Source organism: Achromobacter veterisilvae, from assembly GCF_037619525.1.
Classification (GTDB): domain Bacteria; phylum Pseudomonadota; class Gammaproteobacteria; order Burkholderiales; family Burkholderiaceae_B; genus Achromobacter; species Achromobacter veterisilvae.
Genome location: NZ_CP148753.1, coordinates 4,592,589 through 4,609,939, shown reverse-complemented (window position 1 = coordinate 4,609,939; position 17,351 = coordinate 4,592,589). Strand labels below are relative to the sequence as shown.

Annotated in this window: 17 protein-coding genes and 1 pseudogene; 12 read left to right on the top strand and 6 right to left on the bottom strand. The window is 63.2% G+C overall.

The window, feature by feature from the left end; translation table 11 throughout:
- Positions 1–8 precede the first annotated feature (8 nt).
- Positions 9–620, top strand: a complete 612-nt coding sequence (locus tag WHX56_RS21335) for an LON peptidase substrate-binding domain-containing protein (RefSeq protein WP_338878911.1) — start codon at positions 9–11, stop codon at positions 618–620.
- A gap of 61 nt (positions 621–681) precedes the next feature.
- On the top strand, positions 682–1,521 hold the full coding sequence (locus tag WHX56_RS21330; protein WP_338878910.1) for a hypothetical protein: 840 nt from the start codon (positions 682–684) through the stop codon (positions 1,519–1,521).
- A gap of 112 nt (positions 1,522–1,633) precedes the next feature.
- On the opposite strand, the gene WHX56_RS21325 is transcribed toward WHX56_RS21330, so the two are convergent.
- Complete coding sequence (locus WHX56_RS21325) at positions 1,634–2,236, bottom strand: hypothetical protein (RefSeq protein ID WP_338878909.1); 603 nt, start codon at positions 2,234–2,236, stop codon at positions 1,634–1,636.
- 219 nt (positions 2,237–2,455) lie between these two features.
- Positions 2,456–3,511, bottom strand: coding sequence for an RNA methyltransferase (locus WHX56_RS21320; RefSeq protein ID WP_338878908.1), 1,056 nt, complete (start codon positions 3,509–3,511; stop codon positions 2,456–2,458).
- A 330-nt stretch (positions 3,512–3,841) separates the two neighbouring features.
- Between WHX56_RS21320 and WHX56_RS21315 the strand changes: the two genes are divergently transcribed.
- The 3 genes and pseudogenes from WHX56_RS21315 to WHX56_RS30500 all read left to right on the top strand — a co-directional run.
- Entirely contained in the window at positions 3,842–5,044 is a 1,203-nt protein-coding gene (locus WHX56_RS21315; protein ID WP_338878907.1) for a GGDEF domain-containing protein, read from the top strand.
- Between the two features lie 216 nt (positions 5,045–5,260).
- Positions 5,261–5,404, top strand: a complete 144-nt coding sequence (locus tag WHX56_RS30505; RefSeq protein WP_422393614.1) for a hypothetical protein — start codon at positions 5,261–5,263, stop codon at positions 5,402–5,404.
- Positions 5,405–5,487: 83 nt separating this feature from the next.
- Positions 5,488–5,598 (top strand): annotated as a pseudogene (locus WHX56_RS30500) (phosphotransferase); the annotation flags it as partial.
- Positions 5,599–5,687: 89 nt separating this feature from the next.
- Here WHX56_RS30500 and WHX56_RS21310 read toward each other — a convergent pair.
- From WHX56_RS21310 to WHX56_RS21295, 4 genes are all read right to left on the bottom strand, one after another.
- Positions 5,688–6,893 (bottom strand): PepSY-associated TM helix domain-containing protein, encoded by a 1,206-nt coding sequence (locus WHX56_RS21310; RefSeq protein WP_338878906.1) that lies wholly within the window; start codon positions 6,891–6,893, stop codon positions 5,688–5,690.
- Entirely contained in the window at positions 6,893–9,424 is a 2,532-nt protein-coding gene (locus WHX56_RS21305; RefSeq protein WP_338878905.1) for a TonB-dependent siderophore receptor, read from the bottom strand. Before WHX56_RS21305 ends, WHX56_RS21310 begins: the two co-directional genes overlap by 1 nt.
- A 103-nt stretch (positions 9,425–9,527) precedes the next feature.
- Positions 9,528–10,541, bottom strand: coding sequence for a FecR domain-containing protein (locus WHX56_RS21300; RefSeq protein ID WP_338878904.1), 1,014 nt, complete (start codon positions 10,539–10,541; stop codon positions 9,528–9,530).
- Positions 10,542–10,545: 4 nt separating this feature from the next.
- The gene (locus tag WHX56_RS21295; RefSeq protein ID WP_165360299.1) at positions 10,546–11,058 is read right to left on the bottom strand and encodes a sigma-70 family RNA polymerase sigma factor; all 513 of its coding nucleotides are present in this window, start codon (positions 11,056–11,058) and stop codon (positions 10,546–10,548) included.
- A gap of 374 nt (positions 11,059–11,432) precedes the next feature.
- On the opposite strand from WHX56_RS21295, the gene WHX56_RS21290 reads away from it, so the two are divergent.
- The 7 genes from WHX56_RS21290 to WHX56_RS21260 all read left to right on the top strand — a co-directional run bounded on the left by WHX56_RS21290 (position 11,433) and on the right by WHX56_RS21260 (position 17,350).
- Positions 11,433–12,113: an RraA family protein gene (locus WHX56_RS21290; RefSeq protein WP_338878903.1), complete on the top strand. Its 681-nt coding sequence runs from the start codon at positions 11,433–11,435 to the stop codon at positions 12,111–12,113.
- Positions 12,110–13,312 carry an aminotransferase class I/II-fold pyridoxal phosphate-dependent enzyme gene (locus tag WHX56_RS21285; RefSeq protein WP_338878902.1) on the top strand — a complete coding sequence of 401 codons (1,203 nt, stop codon included), beginning with the start codon at positions 12,110–12,112 and terminating at the stop codon, positions 13,310–13,312. Before WHX56_RS21290 ends, WHX56_RS21285 begins: the two co-directional genes overlap by 4 nt.
- 85 nt (positions 13,313–13,397) lie before the next feature.
- The gene (locus WHX56_RS21280; RefSeq protein ID WP_338878901.1) at positions 13,398–14,219 is read left to right on the top strand and encodes an ABC transporter substrate-binding protein; all 822 of its coding nucleotides are present in this window, start codon (positions 13,398–13,400) and stop codon (positions 14,217–14,219) included.
- Between the two features lie 2 nt (positions 14,220–14,221).
- Positions 14,222–14,911: an amino acid ABC transporter permease gene (locus tag WHX56_RS21275; protein ID WP_338878900.1), complete on the top strand. Its 690-nt coding sequence runs from the start codon at positions 14,222–14,224 to the stop codon at positions 14,909–14,911.
- Entirely contained in the window at positions 14,904–15,593 is a 690-nt protein-coding gene (locus WHX56_RS21270) for an amino acid ABC transporter permease (protein ID WP_129244807.1), read from the top strand. The genes WHX56_RS21275 and WHX56_RS21270 overlap by 8 nt, the downstream gene beginning before the upstream one ends.
- 12 nt (positions 15,594–15,605) lie before the next feature.
- Positions 15,606–16,340, top strand: coding sequence for an amino acid ABC transporter ATP-binding protein (locus WHX56_RS21265; protein ID WP_129244805.1), 735 nt, complete (start codon positions 15,606–15,608; stop codon positions 16,338–16,340).
- A gap of 44 nt (positions 16,341–16,384) precedes the next feature.
- Positions 16,385–17,350 carry a LysR family transcriptional regulator gene (locus tag WHX56_RS21260; RefSeq protein ID WP_129244803.1) on the top strand — a complete coding sequence of 322 codons (966 nt, stop codon included), beginning with the start codon at positions 16,385–16,387 and terminating at the stop codon, positions 17,348–17,350.
- The last annotated feature ends 1 nt before the right edge of the window (position 17,351 follow it).

The window sequence follows — 17,351 nt, the reverse complement described above, 5'->3', positions numbered from 1 at the left end:
AGGCCGCCATGTCTCTGATCCCGTTGTTTCCCCTCTCCAACGCGCTGTTTCCCGCCGGCGTGCTGCACCTGCGCATCTTCGAAGTGCGCTACCTGGACATGATCCGCCGCTGCATCGCCGACGGCAGCGAATTCGGCGTGGTGGGCCTGCTCTCGGGCAACGAGGTCCGCACGCCCGAAGGCGTCGAAACCCTGGCGCCCGTCGGCACCATGGCCCGCATCGACGCCTGGGACGCGCCCATGCCGGCCCTGCTGGAACTGCGTTGCGTCGGCACCAGCCGTTTCCGGCTGCTGTCCAGCGAGGTGGCAAAATACGGCCTTTGGATGGGCGAGGCCGAGCCCATTCCCGACGACCCGCCCATGCCCGTGCCGGAAGCCATGCAACCCAGCGCCGACGCCCTGGGCCGGTTGGTGGCCCAGTGGCAGCAAGACGGCGTGCCCCCCGAAAGAATGCCCCTGGGCCCGCCGTTCAGGCTCGACGACTGCGGCTGGGTCGCCGACCGCTGGTGCGAACTGCTGCCGCTGCCGCCCGACGACAAGGCCCGCCTGCTGGCCATGACCGACCCGGTCGGCCGCCTGGCGGCGGTCCAGGACGTGCTGCGGGGGCAGGGGCTGGCGTAGTGCTTGTGCAAGGGGCCTCGTAGTGGGTACAGGGCCTGGGCGTAACCGTATTTTGGACACCATGGAAATCAGGATAGACGAGGGCCTGCGCGCCTACATAGACCCCTTGACCGACGACGAGCGCGAGGCGCTGGAGCGCAGCCTGCTGGCCGAAGGCTGCCGCGACGCGCTGGTGCTGTGGGGCGACCTGCTGGTCGACGGCCACAACCGCTACGCCCTGTGCCAAAAGCACGGCATCCCCTTCGAGACCCGCCAGAACACCACGTTCAAATCCATGGAGGATGTGCACCTCTGGATGATCGAAAACCACCTTGGCCGGCGCAGCGTGTCGGACTTCCAGCGCGGGGTGCTGGCGTTGCGCAAGAAGGAAATCCTGCAAGCGCGAACCGCCTCGGCGCCGGCGCCCGATGATCCGCCCTGGGACGAAGACTCTGGTGAGCCGCCGCCGGTCATCACCGCGTCCGTGTCGCCCGCCCTGAGCCGCCAGGCGCTGGCCCGGGCTGCGCGCATCAGTAGCAATACGTTGGGGCAGATTGAGAAGATACAGAAAGCGGCGGCGCCGGAACTGGTGCGGGCCGTGAAGGACGGCGCCATCTCCATCAATGCTGCGGCGGCGGTGGCGACGTTGCCGCCTGAACGTCAGGCTGCGGCCGTGGCTGGCGGCAGGAAGGAACTACAGCAGGCTGCTCGGGAGGTGCGCCAAGCCAAGGCGCCGCCGCCACGAGAGGCGGTGCCGGATATTCCTATTGAGAATATTGCTGATTTGCCGGCGGAGGTGGCGCGGTTAAGGGAGTTGCTGACTCGGCTGACGGATGAAAGGGATCAGTTGAAGAAGAAGGTGATGCATTTGACGGTGGCGCTGGCTGAGGCGCGGAGTGGGGCGGGGGGAGGGGATGATTGAAGGGGGGGGGGCGGAGATTGGGGGAACCTGCGAGTGTTGCTTAGTGCGGTGTGAAGGCGCGGGATCCGTAGAGCGCTGATGCGTTTAGGCCGATTGTGCACAAATGTCAGGGTTATGCATCGTTGGGCAGGACGGTGACGCCAAGAGCCTCGTTGTATAGCTCCTCGCCGGGCAAGAACGCAGTGGCGAGTGTATGCATGTCATCTAAGCTGAAACGGCCATCAAGGCGAAAAAGCTTCTGATAGGAGATGCCCTTTACCTTCTTCGTTTCGCCAAGCAATTTGTCGAGGTCACAATCTGAGTACTGAATTCGTGCGCCGTCCAAATGAACAATGTGCGAGGCGAAGTCAGGCGACATGGCATGAAGATAGTGTGCAAACTTGCTTTCTGGCTGATGTTGCCATGCCTCAAGTTGAAGAAGTTTTCCCCTCCGGTCCTCCACCTGGCGCAAATGGAGAAGCAGCGAATGATAGTTGCCTTCTTTATGGGAGTCGGGAAGAAAATACTTGGATTTTGCGTGACCAGCCCTTGTCGCGATTTCTACTGCATGACGGAACGGTACGCCAAATATGGGCGCAGACCCAAAAATGGATGGGTGATATGTAAGACGGATAGCTGCCTGATTCCACAGCTCGGGGCGCCTGACGAGAACGTCGGTAACGAAATGTGCTTCTGGGACAGGAAATACCTCAACATCCGGATCGTCAGCGAACACTAAGTCGTATTCCTCTGCCCCCGTCCGGATAAGCAGGCGGTTGCATGGAATAAGTTCGTCCTCGGTCTGATACCGCCCGGACAACATGGCAAAGGGGGCCTCCCTTTGAAGGTGTTTCTCGCATAGTGCGATGAAGAAAGTATGGCTTACGACGCATAACCTAGTGTAGTCAGCACCTGACTTGTTCCTCAGATTAGTACGGCACGGACGAGCGTGGGCCTAGGCAGCTTCCAGCTTTACAGTGCGCTTGCGCCGCAGTTCGGCCACCTGCGCCGCTCCAACCGCCCGAGCGCGCAACTGGCCACAGCCGCCATCCACATCCTGCCCGGCGCTATTTCTCACCTTGGTCAGCACACCACGGCTTTGCAGAGAATGGACGATCTCGCGGATGCGCTCGGCATCGGGGCGCTGGTAGTCATCTCCTTCGAGGCTATTGAAGGGAATGACGTTGAGCACGCCGTACTTGCCCTTCAACAGACGCACGACGGCATCGAGTTCGTCGTCGCCGTCGTTGATGCCCTTGAGCAGCGTCCATTGATACTGGATCGGATAGTCAGTGTCGCGAGCGTATCTCTCGCCGAGTTCGATGAGTTCTTCCGGCGCAATTTTCGGCGCGCGCGGCAGCAGGTGCGCGCGCAGTTCGGCCTTGGTTGTATGCAGCGACAGCGCCAGCGCGGGCTTGACGCGTTGTTGCGGCAGGGCTTCGAACACGCGCAGGTCGCCCACGGTGGAGAACACGAGATTCTTGTGGCCGATATTGCCTTCGGTGCCGAGCAGGTCGATGGCTTCGAGCACGTTGTCGAGGTTGTGCGCGGGTTCACCCATGCCCATGAAGACGACTTTCTTCACCGCGCGCAGACGCCGCGCCAGCACGACCTGGGCGAGGATTTCCATGCTCGTGACCTGGCGGATCAGGCCGCTCTTGCCTGTCATACAGAAGCGGCAGCCGACCGCGCAGCCGACCTGGGTGGAGACGCAGAGTCCGTCGCGCGGCAACAGCACGCTTTCCACCATCTGTCCGTCGGCGAGTTCGACGAGCAAGCGCGAGCCGTCGTTGCCGGCGTGTTCGGAGCGGACGCGGGCGAGGCCGTCCAGTTCCGCCGTCAAGGCGGGCACGGCGTCGCGCAGCGCGAGAGGCAGAAAGTGCTCGGAGCTTCGCCGTCGCGTGCCGGTGTCGAGGGCTTGCCCTTTCAGCCAGACGCGCACGATGCGGCCGCGATGGACGGGCAGGGCGCCGAGAGCGGCGAGGCGTTGGTCGAAGTCGGAGTAGCGCATGGGGCGCGAATTTTACCCTGCCCCTGGAACGGGCTGTCGGAGAGTAGATGGTCTGGTTGGCGACTACTGCCGAGATTGCGAAGGTCGATAACTGCCGCATGGTCTCTTATCGGCGAGTGGCAGTCCTCCATAGATCGCGTCATAGGGGAATCACGCCCTGAGAATTTATCCGCGTCATTTCACCGCGGCGCGTGCCGCTTTGGGCTTGATTCCAACCTCAATCAAGTCGCACGTTGCACTTGACCTGGCTCGAGTTTCCCTGGTTAATGTCGCTGCCTATGGTTCGGCAGCTCCAGTGCAGGAGTTTTCGCATCTCTCCACGTCAAGGTTATGGTTGCATCCACTCTCGTTGCCATGTTGTGTGCACATCTATTGTGCTTTTCGGTCATGTTTTTACTGATTAGCCGCCGCTTGCCCGGCAACAGGATGGGGATGGATTTTTTCGCCGCGGGCAATCTCCTGCTGGCGTTGGCCTATATTCTGCAACTGGTTGAAGGGGGACCCGCCTGGAGCGTGATGAGCGTCGTCAACCACACCCTCACGCTGGCTGCCCCGATCGCCTATTGGCTAGGCGCCATGCGCTTCTTTGGGCGTCAAGTTCGGTTATGGCGTTCGTTGATTATCTTTTCCGTGGCTTATGGCATTGCGCAATGCCTGGTGCAATGGAGCGCAGGGCCCACCGCGCGGTACGCAATGCTTGCGGCGATGGCCAGCGTGCTTTTCTTTGTAATGACCATAACCGTGATCTATGGCGTTCGCACTTTCGCAAAAGACTTGTACGGCGAGATGTTCTTTTTTGCGCTTCTGATTGGCGGAATCTGTATCCTGAACGCGCTGAAGTTCTTGAAAATCGTAGATGGCGGCCTGGATGCGCTGCACATGGATAGTCGATTTCAAATGATCTTCTACATCTACATGTCGACCTTGGCTACCATAGTGCCGCCTTCCATCGTCTGGCTGGTACTGCGACGGCTGACGGATAGTCTGCGCAATATGGCGGCACGCGATCCCATGACAGACCTGCTTAATCGCAGGGGGCTCCTGGATGCGCTGACCCAGTCTTTCAATTCTCGGAATGCCGGACCGGCTCGCTTGCTACTGTTGGATGTCGACCATTTCAAGCGAATCAATGACACCTATGGACATCAAGCCGGCGATGAAGTGATATGCCAGGTCGCAGACATACTCCGTTCCACGGTTCGTCGCGACGACTTGACAGGTCGTATTGGCGGGGAAGAGTTTGTGGCTGTCTTCCTGGAAGCTGACGGTGACCGTGTAATCCACTTGGCGGAACGTCTGCGTGCCAGCGTTGAAAGCCAGGCAATCAAAGTGGCGGGTTCTGGCAATGTACTGCGCTGTACGGTCACCATTGGAATTTCACCACCGTTCCATGGCGCGCATGACCTGGAGGATGCGCTTCGGCAGGCCGACGCTGCTCTGTATAGAGGAAAGGCGGCGGGACGCAACCGGATCGAATCAGCCGAGGTTTTTAACAGCGTTTCGGTTGAGGATCCTAAAGCAGCGATCGTGTGAAATAAAGAGGCCAGACCGAATTGACTCCGATTTCTCGGACAATTTGGTCGAGGTACAGCGGTCTCGCCGCAAGAAAAGCCCGTTCCGTTTATCGACACCCATCTGGTCCGACAGCTCATCGCGCAGCAGTTTCCTCAATGGCGCGATTTGCCCGTTACCCCTGTATTGCCCGGCGGCTGGGACAATCGAACTTTCCGGCTGGGTGGCGACACACTGGTGAGACTCCCCAGTGCGCCCGCCTACGTCGATCAAGTCATAAAGGAGCAGGCCTGGCTCCCGAAACTGGCCGCCCAGGTGTCCTTGCCTATCCCCGCGCCGATTGCCCTGGGGGCTCCGGCGGCCGGCTATCCGGGGCCCTGATCGGTCTATGGTTGGCTGGACGGCGAGTCGGCTTGCGATTGGGGGGATTGCGGATATGGCGGCGTTGGGCGCTTCCTGGGACGGTGCGCCTCTGGGTCCATGGGGATGTCACCGCAGGGAACTTGCTGGTCAAGGAGGGAAAGCTGCATGCCGTCATTGATTTTGGATGCGCGGCGGTGGGTGATCCCGCCTGTGACCTCGCGATCGCGTGGACGCTGTTCGATCAGGAAGGCCGGCAGGCTTTTCGCTCAGCAGGGTGCTGGGCGATTACCAGCAGTGCCGCCTATGACCGCAACCTGTGCCCCGTCCGTGCCCGCCGTTTGCGTAGCCAGATCACCAGGCCGGTCACGCTCAGCGTCGCAACGAAAATCCCCATGAACGACATCAACACGCGCCCCGGCGTGCCCAGCAGCCGGCCGGAGTGCAGCGGCAACTGGGCCTGCATGAAGACGTCGCCCCAGGTGCCTTGGCCCGGCACTTTTTCGCCGACGACCATACCCGTGTTCCCGTCCAGGTAAAGCACGTTGTTTCCCATGCCGTTCTCATCCCGGTCATCTTCCGGCGTGTAGAACGTCACGCCATAAATGCCGAAGCGCTGCGCATAGAAAAGAGACCCGGCGGGAGTGGTCCAGCCTCGGCGGCGGCCCTCGGCCTCGGCAGCCGCGATAGCCTGCTCGCGACGTAGCAGCGGGTCGGCCAGCTCCCGCTCGCGGCTGCCCTGGCGCGATTGAAACGGGGAGGGCGTGAGCGACGAGAAAACCGACACCAGCGGCTGCATCACTTGCGTTCCCAGGTTCAGCGACACCGAGGTCACGGCCAGCATCAGCAGCAGACCCCATACCCACACGCCGCCCGAGCGATGTACGTCGAAATTGAGCTTGGCGCCGCCCTGGCGCAGCCGGAAGCTCAGCGACTTACGCCAGTTGCGCCCATTGGGAAATGAGATACAGAGCGCCAGGAAGCAGTCGACAATCCAGACCGCCGACACCACACCCATCAGCCACACCCCGAATTCGATGCCCCAGCCTTTGGGAATGTGCATGGTGTAGTGCAGTTTGTAGAGAAAGGGCAGCAAGTTCTCGCGCGACAGCGATATTTGGCCCCACTGCCGCTGCCCCTGGATCTGGCCGGTGGCCGGGTCCACAGCCAGTTGATTGAAGCCGAGGACGTACGGCGCGCCGGTGGCGGGATCGATGCGCGCGGCGACACCCAGCATCGCCGTATGGCCTGGCTCCAGCGTTAGCGGTACAAAGCTGACCCGCAAGCGCGGATCAGCCGCCTCGATCCGGCGTGCCAACTCCAAAGGAGCAAGCGCACTGGCTGCCGCGCCGGAGGCGGCCACGTACAGCTTGGGATTGGCCCACTCGTCGAGTTCGTGATTCCAGGCGATCACGGCGCCGGTCAAGCCGGCGACGAACAGGAAACCCGCGATGAACAGGCCGCACCAGCGGTGCAGCACCACCATCGCGCCACGCATGCCGCCGCGCATCAGAACTGGTAGCGTGCCGACAGCGTCACGTTGCGCGGCTCGCCATAGACGTTGCTCGGAAAGCTCACATTGCCGGACAGCGCGTTGTAGTACTTCTTGTCGAAGATATTGTTGATGTTGAGCTGCACGTCCAGTTTCGGCGTCGCCTGCCAGCCCACCACCAAGTCGGCCAGGGTGTAGGCGTTTTGGGTGATGCGGAATGGCACGCCGCTCGTGGTGCCCTCGTTGTAAATGGAGCCCTGGCGGTAGACCGAGCCGCCGACGCGCCAGCCCTGCAGGGCGCCAGACAGCCGGTACATCGTCGACAGCTTGAACAGGTGTCGCGGTGTGTCTGTGTCGAACAACTCGCCCACATTGTCGGGATTCGCATCCTTGCGATAGCGCGCAATGGCCACCGTGTAGCCCAGACTCACCTGCCAGTTGGGGGTGATGGCGCCCTGCAACTCAAACTCCACGCCCTGGCTGCGCACCTCGCCTGCGGCCGAATAGCAGGCGACAGTCGGGTAGCCGGCGCATTGGGTCTGATCGGTGCTGCGGAAGGCACGGTTTTTCTGGTCCATGCGGAACAATGCTGCCGAGGCATTCAGCGCGCCATCGAAGTATTCGCCTTTGATACCGACTTCATAGTTTTTGCCGATCACCGGATCCAGCAGGTTGTTGCTGGCATCCATGTAATTTTGAGGCTTGAAAATGTCCGTGTAGCTGACGTAGACCGAATGCTGGTCGTTCAAGTCGTAGACGATGCCGGCGTACTTTGTCAGTTGGTTATTGATGCGGTAGCGGTTGTGCGCACTGACGGATGGCGTATTGGCGGTAAAGCTCGGATACGTGTTGACGGTGTCGTTGTAGTCGAACCAGTCCAACCGTCCGCCCAATATCAGTTTCAGCCGATCGGCCAGGTTCAGGCGGGTCGTGGCGTATAAGCTCTGCTGGGTGATGTCGGCGTCCATCCAGTCCCGCAGCGGGATGTTGGGATTGGCGACGGCGCTCGGGTCGAAGTCGTGGAGATCGAGGTTGTCGTAGAGAACCACGCCTTGGCGGCTGCTGCCGTCGAAATCGATGTTGCGGTAGCTGGCTCCCAGTACCAGCTCATGCGTGCGGCCAAGCAATTCAAAGGGACCGTTGGCATACAGGTCCACGCTGCTCTGCTTTTCCTTATGGGCGTTGCGCGCGCCTAATTGGCGGTATTTGTCGGTGGCGACGTTGTAATTTAGGTAATGGCCCAGCATGTCGACCTCGGCCTGCGCGTAATAGGCCGAGAGATGTGTCCGCCACCCATTGCCGAATCGGTGGTCGAGCCCCACGAATGCCGAGGTGGTGTTCTTGTTCCAATGTTCCCAATCATTGGCATACGACGTGGAGCGAGGCAGATCCAGATCACTGCCGTCGCGGGCCACGGGCAAACCGGTGAAGCCATTGCCGTGCAGCCTGCTCTCTTGATGCAGCGCGCTGAGCGTGAGCGTCGTGGAGGCAGTCAGATCCTTTTCCAGTATCCCGTAAAAAGTCTGGCCACTGCTGTTTTCGCCGCGCTTGTAGCTTCCATAATCCTGAGTGGCGATCACGGCGCGGCCGCGCAGGCTGCCGTCCTCGGATAGCGGCCCGGAGGCGTCCAACTCGGCTCTATAGTGGTCCCAACTGCCGGCGCTCACGTCGGCGGATACCTGCGGCACAGCGGTCGGCCGCTTGCGCACCAGGTTGATGGCGGCCGACGGATTCCCTGCGCCCTGCACCAGTCCGGTGGCGCCACGCACGATCTCCACGCGGTCATAGATAGCCATATCCGTGGACAACAGGTCCTGCGACAGGTTAGAGCTGTCCAGGCTCACGGGCAGGCCGTCGAACATGATGTTGTCCACATACATGCCGCGCGCATAAAAGGAAGCGCGCTCCGGCCCGAAGCGCCGGTACGTCAGACCGGGGGCAGCCTGCACCACGTCGTTGATCGTCTGCAGGTTCTGATCCTTGATGAGTTCGTTGGTAATGACGGTGACCGACTGCGGCGTCTCGCGCATGGACAGGTTGAGCCGGGTGGCCGTGCTCATGCTGCTGGTGGTGTACGAATCGGTGCCCTCGGTAGTGCCGTCGGCCACCGTTGTGCCGGTTACCGTGACCATGGGCAGTGTGGCGGCGTCGGATGCGACGGGCGCGAGCGTTTCGTCGACTCGCAGCACGAACGCGCCATTGTCCAGTTGCACGGCCCGCAGGCCGCTACCTGCGAGCAAAAGGCTCAGCGCGCCGGCGGCGGGATGGCGGCCGTTCACGCCGGCCGTGCGCTTGCCTTTGGTTTGCTCGGCGGTAAAGGTCAACATGATGTTGGCCGTGCTGGCCAACTGACGCAGAGCTGGAGCCAGCGGCCCGGCGGCAATCCTGAAGTCGACCGTGGCGGTCCCTGCTGCAGCAGGCGTGGCGCCTTGCGCCAGCACGGCGGCCGGAGCGCCGGCCACGAGGGCGACAGTCAGCGCCAGGGCGGCAAGCGCAGTAGACGATGGATAGGGGCGCTCCGAATCGTGGGCGCGGTGCTGGTTCGGCATGTTCTTCCTCAGGATTGGACCTCCGAAATTTCCGGTCCCTCTCAGGTAGGTGCCGCGAACACGCCAATCGGGCAGTCAATTCGAGAAATTTTTTCGCTGGGCCTCAATCGGCCGGTACGATCGTCGCCCAGAAACGGGTGCGCCATTGCACGCGTACCGGCAGCACGCTGGGCAGCGTGGCCAGGATCCGGTTCGTGTCCGCCAGTGGAAAGACACCCGAAAGGCGCAGACTCGCGATTTGCGGATCGACGCGCAGCACGCCCGTCCGATAGCGATCCAGTTCGGCAGCGAACTCGGCCAGCCGCTGCTCGTCAGCCACGAGCTGACCCCGCGTCCATGCGTCGGTCTGCTCACTGATCGAGCGCGGTGCCTCGACGGCATCGCGGCTGAACTGGGTCTGCTGGCCGGCGTGCAGCACGCTCGCACTGCCGGACCCGGCCCAAGGAGAGACTTCCACTGCGCTTTCCAGAACCGCCACACTGGTCCGTCCAGCGTGCTGCCTTACGGTGAACCGTGTACCCAGCGAACGGATGCTGCCTTCCGCGGTCACCACCGACAGTGGCCGCGGATCGGCCAGCCCCGGCCCGTGGCGAGTCGCAATCATGATCTCGCCCGCCACCAGCAGGATTCGGCGCTGGTTCGCATCAAAGCGCACATTTGCCGCGCTATCCGTGTTCAGCGTCAGCCGGGTACCGTCCTCTAGTGTGAAGTCGCGTTGCTCACCTGTGTTGCTGCGGTAGTCGGCCGTGCGGGCCTGCCAGGTGTCAGTGCGCGAAGCGAGCAGCCCGGCGCCGGTGGCTATCCCTCCCCACAGGAGCATTCGGGTGACCCGTCGACGGGCGGTGGAGGGCGGCTGATCGGTCACGATGTAGGACGACAAGGCCGCGTAAGCCGGCGCGCGCTCCAGCGATTTCATCCGGCCCATGACGGATTCGACGTGCTGCCAGGCGGCCTCATGGTCGACATGCGCCTGGCGCCATTGGCGCCATTGGCGTTGCTGCTCGTCGCCAGCCTCTTCGGACATCAGCAGGGTGAGCCAGTCCGCGGCTGCATCCGCAGTGGCCCGGCTGATGACCCGGCCGCTGGGCAGCGTCAGCGTGTCTTTATTGGCGGCCATGCCGTCAGACCGCCAGCGCGAACATGCATTCGCGGTTGGCCCGGGTCAGATATTGTTTTACCGAACTGGTCGAAGTTCCCAACCGCTCGGCGATCTCGGCGTAGCTCAGTTCGACCAAGTGCGCCAGCAGAAAGGCTTCTCGAACCTTGGGAGGCAGGCCATCGAGCACGCGGTCGATCTGTTGCAGGCTCTCGACGGCCATGAGCTGCGCTTCCGGCGAGGGGGCCACTTCTTCCGGCAGGAGGGCGAGGGCTTCGAGGTAGGTCGTTTCGAGCAACTGCCGGCGGTGGCGGTGTGCGAGGAGCCGGCGGGCGACCGTCGCCAGGAACGGACGGGGCTCCCGGATCTCGACTGCCGTGGTCTTGCGGTCCAGCAGGCTCAGAAAAGTGTCCTGCGCTAGGTCGGCCGCCGCGAACGTGTCGCCTACGCGCCTGCGCAGCCAGCCCTGAAGCCACGTGCTGTGCTCGACATACAGCCCGGCCAAATCATCGGTAATAGGTGGATTCCGGCCGGGCATGAGGAGAGAATGGGAGAGAGATGATAGTCAAATGAGAAGTGATCTCATTGTACACAACCGGATTCATCGATTCGCCAGCCCCGCCAGTGAATGAGCAGGGCGGCTCGTTCCAAACCGCGCGGCGTCCGTCACCCGGCCTGAAACGCGGGCGCGCGCAAGCGGCACGGGTGGCGCTGGCACAGGTCCGCAGCCCCCCCCCACGGAGGCGAGGATGGAACGCCGCAGTACGAATAAGGGATAACCCTTAACGTCGGAATGTACGAATAAAATTCCTGGATGAGTGGGAATTTATATCGTTTTGAGGAATGCAGCCCCGGGCCTTGTAATGCGTGTTCGCTTAACGCCGTTCACGCATTTACCCAGCAGATTTCCTCATGAACCCCATCGGATACCGCATTCTTCCTCGTTCCGCCCCGGCCGTCTCCCCCGACGTGCTGGCCGGCTTCGCCGCCATTGGCTCGGCCCAGATCAGCGACTGCATGAATCGCCTATACGGCGTGGACGGGCTCCGTCCTCTGCATGCTGGCAACCAGCGCACCGTCGGCCTGGCGCTCACCGTCAAGACCCGCCCGGGCGATAACCTGATGATCCACAAGGCGATTTCGCTGGGCGGCGCGGGCGATGTGATCGTCGTGGACGGCGCGGGCGACACCAGCAATGCGCTGGTGGGCGAGCTGATGATGATGGATGCGCAGTCGCGTGGCATCGAAGGTTTTGTGATCGATGGCGCGGTGCGCGACCTGGACGTGTTTGCGCAAGGACAGTTCGGCTGCTTCGCGCGCGCCGTGTCGCACAAGGGGCCGTACAAGGACGGCCCGGGCGAGATCAATGTGCCGGTGTCGGTGGGTGGCCAGGTGGTCAACCCGGGTGACGTGGTGGTGGGCGATGCAGACGGCGTGGTGGTGATCCCGGCCGAGCACGCCGAGGCGGTGCTGGCGCTGGCGCTGAAGAAGGAGGCGGACGAGGCCGTGGCCAAGGAGAAGCTGCGCGCGGGCACGTATACCAAGCCGTGGCTGGAGAAGACCATCGCCGAGAAGACGGGGGCCGCGAAATGAGCATCGTCGCCGACCGCATCAAGCGTATCAAGCTGTCGCCCAGCGTGGCGGCGCGCGCCATCATCGCCGAACTGCGCGAGCAGGGCCGCCGCATTATCGATCTGACGATCGGGGAGCCGGATTTTTCCACGCCGGTGCACATCCGGCAGGCGGCCACCGCCGCCATGAACCGGGGCGAGACCAAGTATCCGCCGGCCCAGGGCACGGTGGCGCTGCGCCGCGCCGCCGCGCAGCATTTGCTGGAAGCCACGGGCGTGGAGTACCCCGTGGGGCGCATCATCGTCAGCACCGGCGCGAAGCAGGTGATTTTCAATGGGCTGGCGGCCACGCTGAACGATGGCGATGAAGTGTTGATCCCGGCGCCGTTCTGGGTGTCGTACCCGGACATGGTGCTGGTCAATGGCGGCGTGCCGGTGGCGGTGGAGACCACGCCGGCGACGGGCTACAAGGTGACGCCGGAGGCGCTGGAGCGGGCGATTACGCCGCGCACCAAGTGGCTGATGATGAACGCGCCCAGCAATCCGACGGGCTCGGTCTACACTGCCGACGAGCTGCGCGGGCTGGCGGAGGTGCTCAAGCGCCATCCGCAGGTCTGGCTGATGACGGACGATATTTATGCACGCCTGAATTTTACCGACGAGCCGACTGTGCATCCGCTGCAAGTCGCGCCGGAACTGGCCAGCCGCACGCTGGTGGTCAATGGCGTGTCCAAGGCCTATGCGATGACGGGCTGGCGCATCGGTTACGGCGCCGGGCCGGACGAACTGATCAAGGCGATGGCCATTCTGCAATCGCAGAGCACGTCGGGCGCGTCGTCGGTCAGCCAGGCGGCCGCGCTGGAGGCGCTGTCGGGCCCGCAGGATTGCGTGGCGGAGTTCGCCAAGGTGTTCCGCCAGCGCCGCGATCTGGCGATTGCGGAGCTGTCCGGCACGCCGGGTCTGGAGATCGTCGTGCCGCAGGGCGCGTTCTATGTGTTCCCGGATTGCTCCGGCCTGCTGGGCAAGAAGACGCCGGCCGGCGACGTGATCGCGACCGATACCGACCTGACGCACTATCTGCTGCGCGAGGCGGGCGTTGCCGTGATCGACGGCCACGCCTATGGCGCGCCGGGCACGTTCCGGCTGTCGTTCGCCGCGTCGATGGACGACATCCGGCAGGGATGCGCCGCCATACGCGAGGCCTGCGCCAAGCTGGTTTGAGGCCGGATCCTACATTCCATGAAGACGTCCCCTTCGGGGGACATTGTTTCCAAGTCCGTTCACCACACAATAAGGGGAATCAACCATGAAACGCCAAACTCTTTTCGCGGCCTGCCTGGGGCTGGCCACGCTGGCGATGGGCGCCGCCGCCCAGGCCGATCAAGTGGACGATATCAAGGCGCGCGGCGAGCTGATTTGCGGCACGCTGGGCACTTCGCAGCCGTTCAGCTTCCAGGACGGGGCTACGCGGCAGCTTGTGGGCTACGACGTGGACGTCTGCAAGCTGGTGGCCGACAAGCTGGGGGTCAAGGTCAACTACAAGCTCCTGTCGGTGGCGGCGCGCGTGCCGGAACTGAACGAAGGACGCGTGGACATCCTGGCCGCCAATCTGGGCTATTCGCCGGACCGCGCGCAGCAGATCTCTTTCAGCCATGCCTATTACGTCAGCCCGCAGAAGCTGCTGGTGCGCAAGGACTCGGGCCTGGACACGATCGAATCCTTGAACGGCCGCCGCGTCGGCGCGACCAAGGGCTCCAGTTCGGAGCGCGAGATCAAGCGCATCCTGGACAAGTCACAGGTCATTGGCTATGGCGACAGCTCGGCCACCTACCTGGCCCTGCAGCAGAAGAAGGTGGACGCGCAGTTCGCCTCCGAGCTGGTGCTGGTGCGCCTGGTGCTGCAAAGCCCGCCGACCGCGCCCGTGACGGTGATCGCCAAGTCGGTGTTCGACGAGCCGTGGGGCCTGGGCGTGCGCAAGTCGGAGCCCCGTTTCCTCGAAACGGTGAACCAGGCGCTGGACGAGGCCGAGGCTTCCGGCGCGGCCGCCAAGCTGTTCGACAAGTGGTTCGGGCCTGACACGCCGTACAAGCTGGAGCGCGGTTTCAAGATCGGCCCGATCGCCGGGTGATCATGGACCTGCTTGATGCTTCCCAATACCAGTTGCTGTTGAGCGGCATGGCGGTCACGGTGCAACTGTTCCTGGTCGCCTGGGTGATGGCGTTCGCGATCGCGGTGACGCTGGTGGTGGTGCGCGCCACCAATCTGGCGCCGTGCCGCTGGCTGGTTGACGCCTATGTGGAATACCACCGCAATGTGCCTTTGCTGGTGCAGGTGCTGTTCTGGTATTTCGGCATGCCGGAGCTGCTGCCGGAGGGCTTTCGCCTGTGGCTCTACCAGCACAACGCGGAAATGTCGCTGGCGGCGATCGCGCTGGCGCTGGGGTCGGCCGCCTATATCGCGGAGGACATCCGCAGCGGGCTGCGCGCCATTCCCGGCACGCAGTTCGAGGCGGCGCGGGCGCTGGGCGCCAGCTATCTGCAATGCATGCGCTTCGTGATCGTGCCGCAGGCTCTGCGCATTTCCATTCCGCCGCTGGTCGGCCGCGCGCTGTTGTTGTTCAAGAACACCAGCGTGGCGATGGCCATCGGCGTGATGGAGCTGACCTACCAGGCCCGCGAAATCGAAAACGAAACCTACCGGACTTTCGCCACCTTCGGCGCCGCCACGATCATGTACCTGCTGGGATCCTTCCTGATTATGCTCATCGGGTCGCGCGTCTACGACCGCTATCGCTTGAACGGGGGAGGCCGCGGTGCTTGACGTCCTGTCCCAATACTGGCCCACGCTGCTGGTCGGCCAATATCCCAACGGTCCGCTGGGCGGGCTGGCGCTCACGCTGATCCTGGCCGCCTGCGGCCTGGCGCTGTCGCTGCCGCTGGCGCTTTTGATCGCGCTGGCCCGCGTCAGCCCCTATGGCTGGCTGCGCGCGGCCAGCAAGGCGCTGGTCAACGTGGTGCGCGGCATGCCGCTGCTGATGCTGATCTTCTGGGCCTATTTCGTGGTGCCCAAGCTGACCGGGCAGGTGATCAGCGGTTTCTGGACGCTGATTTTCGCGCTGGTGGTCTATGAAAGCGCCTATCTGTCGGAAGTGATCCGCTCGGGGATCGAGGCGGTGCCGCGCGGCCAGATCGAGGCCTCGCGTTCGCTCGGCGTGGGCTACTGGACCACGATGCGCCGCGTGGTGCTGCCGCAGGCGCTGTTCAACGTGCTGCCCAGCATGACGAGCCAGTTCGTTTCCACCATCAAGGAGACCTCGCTGGGCTACGTCATCAGCGTCAACGAACTGACCTTCGCGGCCAATCAGGTGAACAACCTGGTGTTGACCAAGCCGCTGCAGGTGTTCGGCATCCTGGCCATTATCTATTTCCTGGTGTGCTTCAGCCTGAGCCGCGGCCTGAGCTGGCTGGACCTGCGCATCCGCCGCTCGCGCGCCATGGCCTAGCAAGGAACCAAAGTGATCAATCTAGAAAAAGTGAACAAGTGGTACGGCGCGCATCATGTGCTGAAGGACGTGGATCTTTCGGTGGCGCGCGGCGAAGTGCTGGTGGTGTGCGGCCCGTCGGGCTCGGGCAAGTCCACCATGATCCGGACGATCAACCGGCTGGAGCCCATCGAGAAGGGGCGCATCCTGATCGACGGCGCGGACATCTACGCCAAGGGTTCCGACCTGAACGCGCTGCGCCAGAAGATCGGCTTCGTGTTCCAGCAGTTCAATCTGTTTCCGCACATGAGCGTGCTGGAGAACGTCATCTTCGCGCCGGTCAGCATCCGCAAGCAGCCGCGCAAGCAGGCGGTGGAACTGGCGCGCAGCCTGCTGGCGCGGGTGGGGCTGGAGCACAAGATCGATGCCTATCCGGGATCGCTGTCCGGCGGCCAGCAGCAGCGCGTGGCGATCGCGCGGGCCCTGGCCCTGCAGCCGCCGGTGATGCTGTTCGATGAGCCCACCAGCGCGCTCGATCCGGAAATGGTCGGGGAGGTATTGCAGGTGATGAAGGGCCTGGCCAAGGACGGCATGACGATGGTGTGCGTGACCCATGAAATGGGTTTCGCGCGCGACGTCTGCGACCGGGTCGTCTTCATGGACGGCGGCGAGATCCTGGAAATGGACACGCCCGAGCGCTTCTTCAGCGCGCCGTCGCACCCGCGCGCGCAGCGCTTCCTGGCCGACATCCTGCATCCGCGCGGCTGAGTGGCCGCGGATGATGCGGCGGCGATGGTAATGTGAGGGTTTCCATGCGTTTCGCATCGACCGCCGCGATGTACACCCTCAAACAGCTAGAGGCTTTTTACTGGAGCTCCGAACTGGGCAGCTTCAGCGCGTCTTCCCGCAAGCTGCACACGACCCAGTCGGCGGTGGCCAAGCGGGTCGGTGAACTGGAGGCCTTTGCCGGCTCGCCGCTGTTCGAGCGCCGCGCCAAGAAGCTGATCATGACCCCGCAGGGCCGCAAGCTGTTCGAGCTTGCGCGCCAGATGCTGGACCTGAACAGCCGTATCGTGCAGAACATGGCGGACCCGGCCAGTTTCGAAGGCGTGGTGCGGCTGGGCGTGACGGAACTGGTCGGCATGACCTGGCTGGCGGGGCTGATCAACCAGATCAGCCTGCGCTATCCGCGCGTGCAGTTGATGCCGGAGATCGATGGCGGCATCACGCTGTACGAACGGCTGGAGCAGGACGAACTGGACCTGGCCATCATGCCGGGACCGTTCTGGGGATACCAGTACGATTGCTCCCATCTGGGCGCGGTGACCAATGTCTGGATGGCCAGCCCGGCCCTGGACATCGATTTTTCCGCCAGCCTGACGCCCCAGGACCTGGCGCCGTATCCGGTGATTTCCCAGCCCACCAATTCGGCGCTGTCGCATCTGTACGACGCGTGGTTCGCTGAGCAGGGCCTGCCGGTCAAGCGCGTGCTGACCTGCAACAGCCTGGGGATGATGGCGCAGTTGACGATGCTGGGCCTGGGCATCAGTTACCTGCCGGGTGCGTACTTCGCGCCGCTGGTGGAGCGCGGGGTGCTGTGCCAGTTGAACGTGCAGCCGGACCTGCCCACCATCAACTACTACGCCGTGCACAAGAAGAACCTCGTCAACCCGGTGGTTTCCCGGGTGATCGATATCGCGCGCGAGGAATGCGCCTTCGAGGTGGCGGGGGCGTTCCTGCCCCACGTGCCGCCGGCCGCCAAACCGCGCGAGGCGTAAC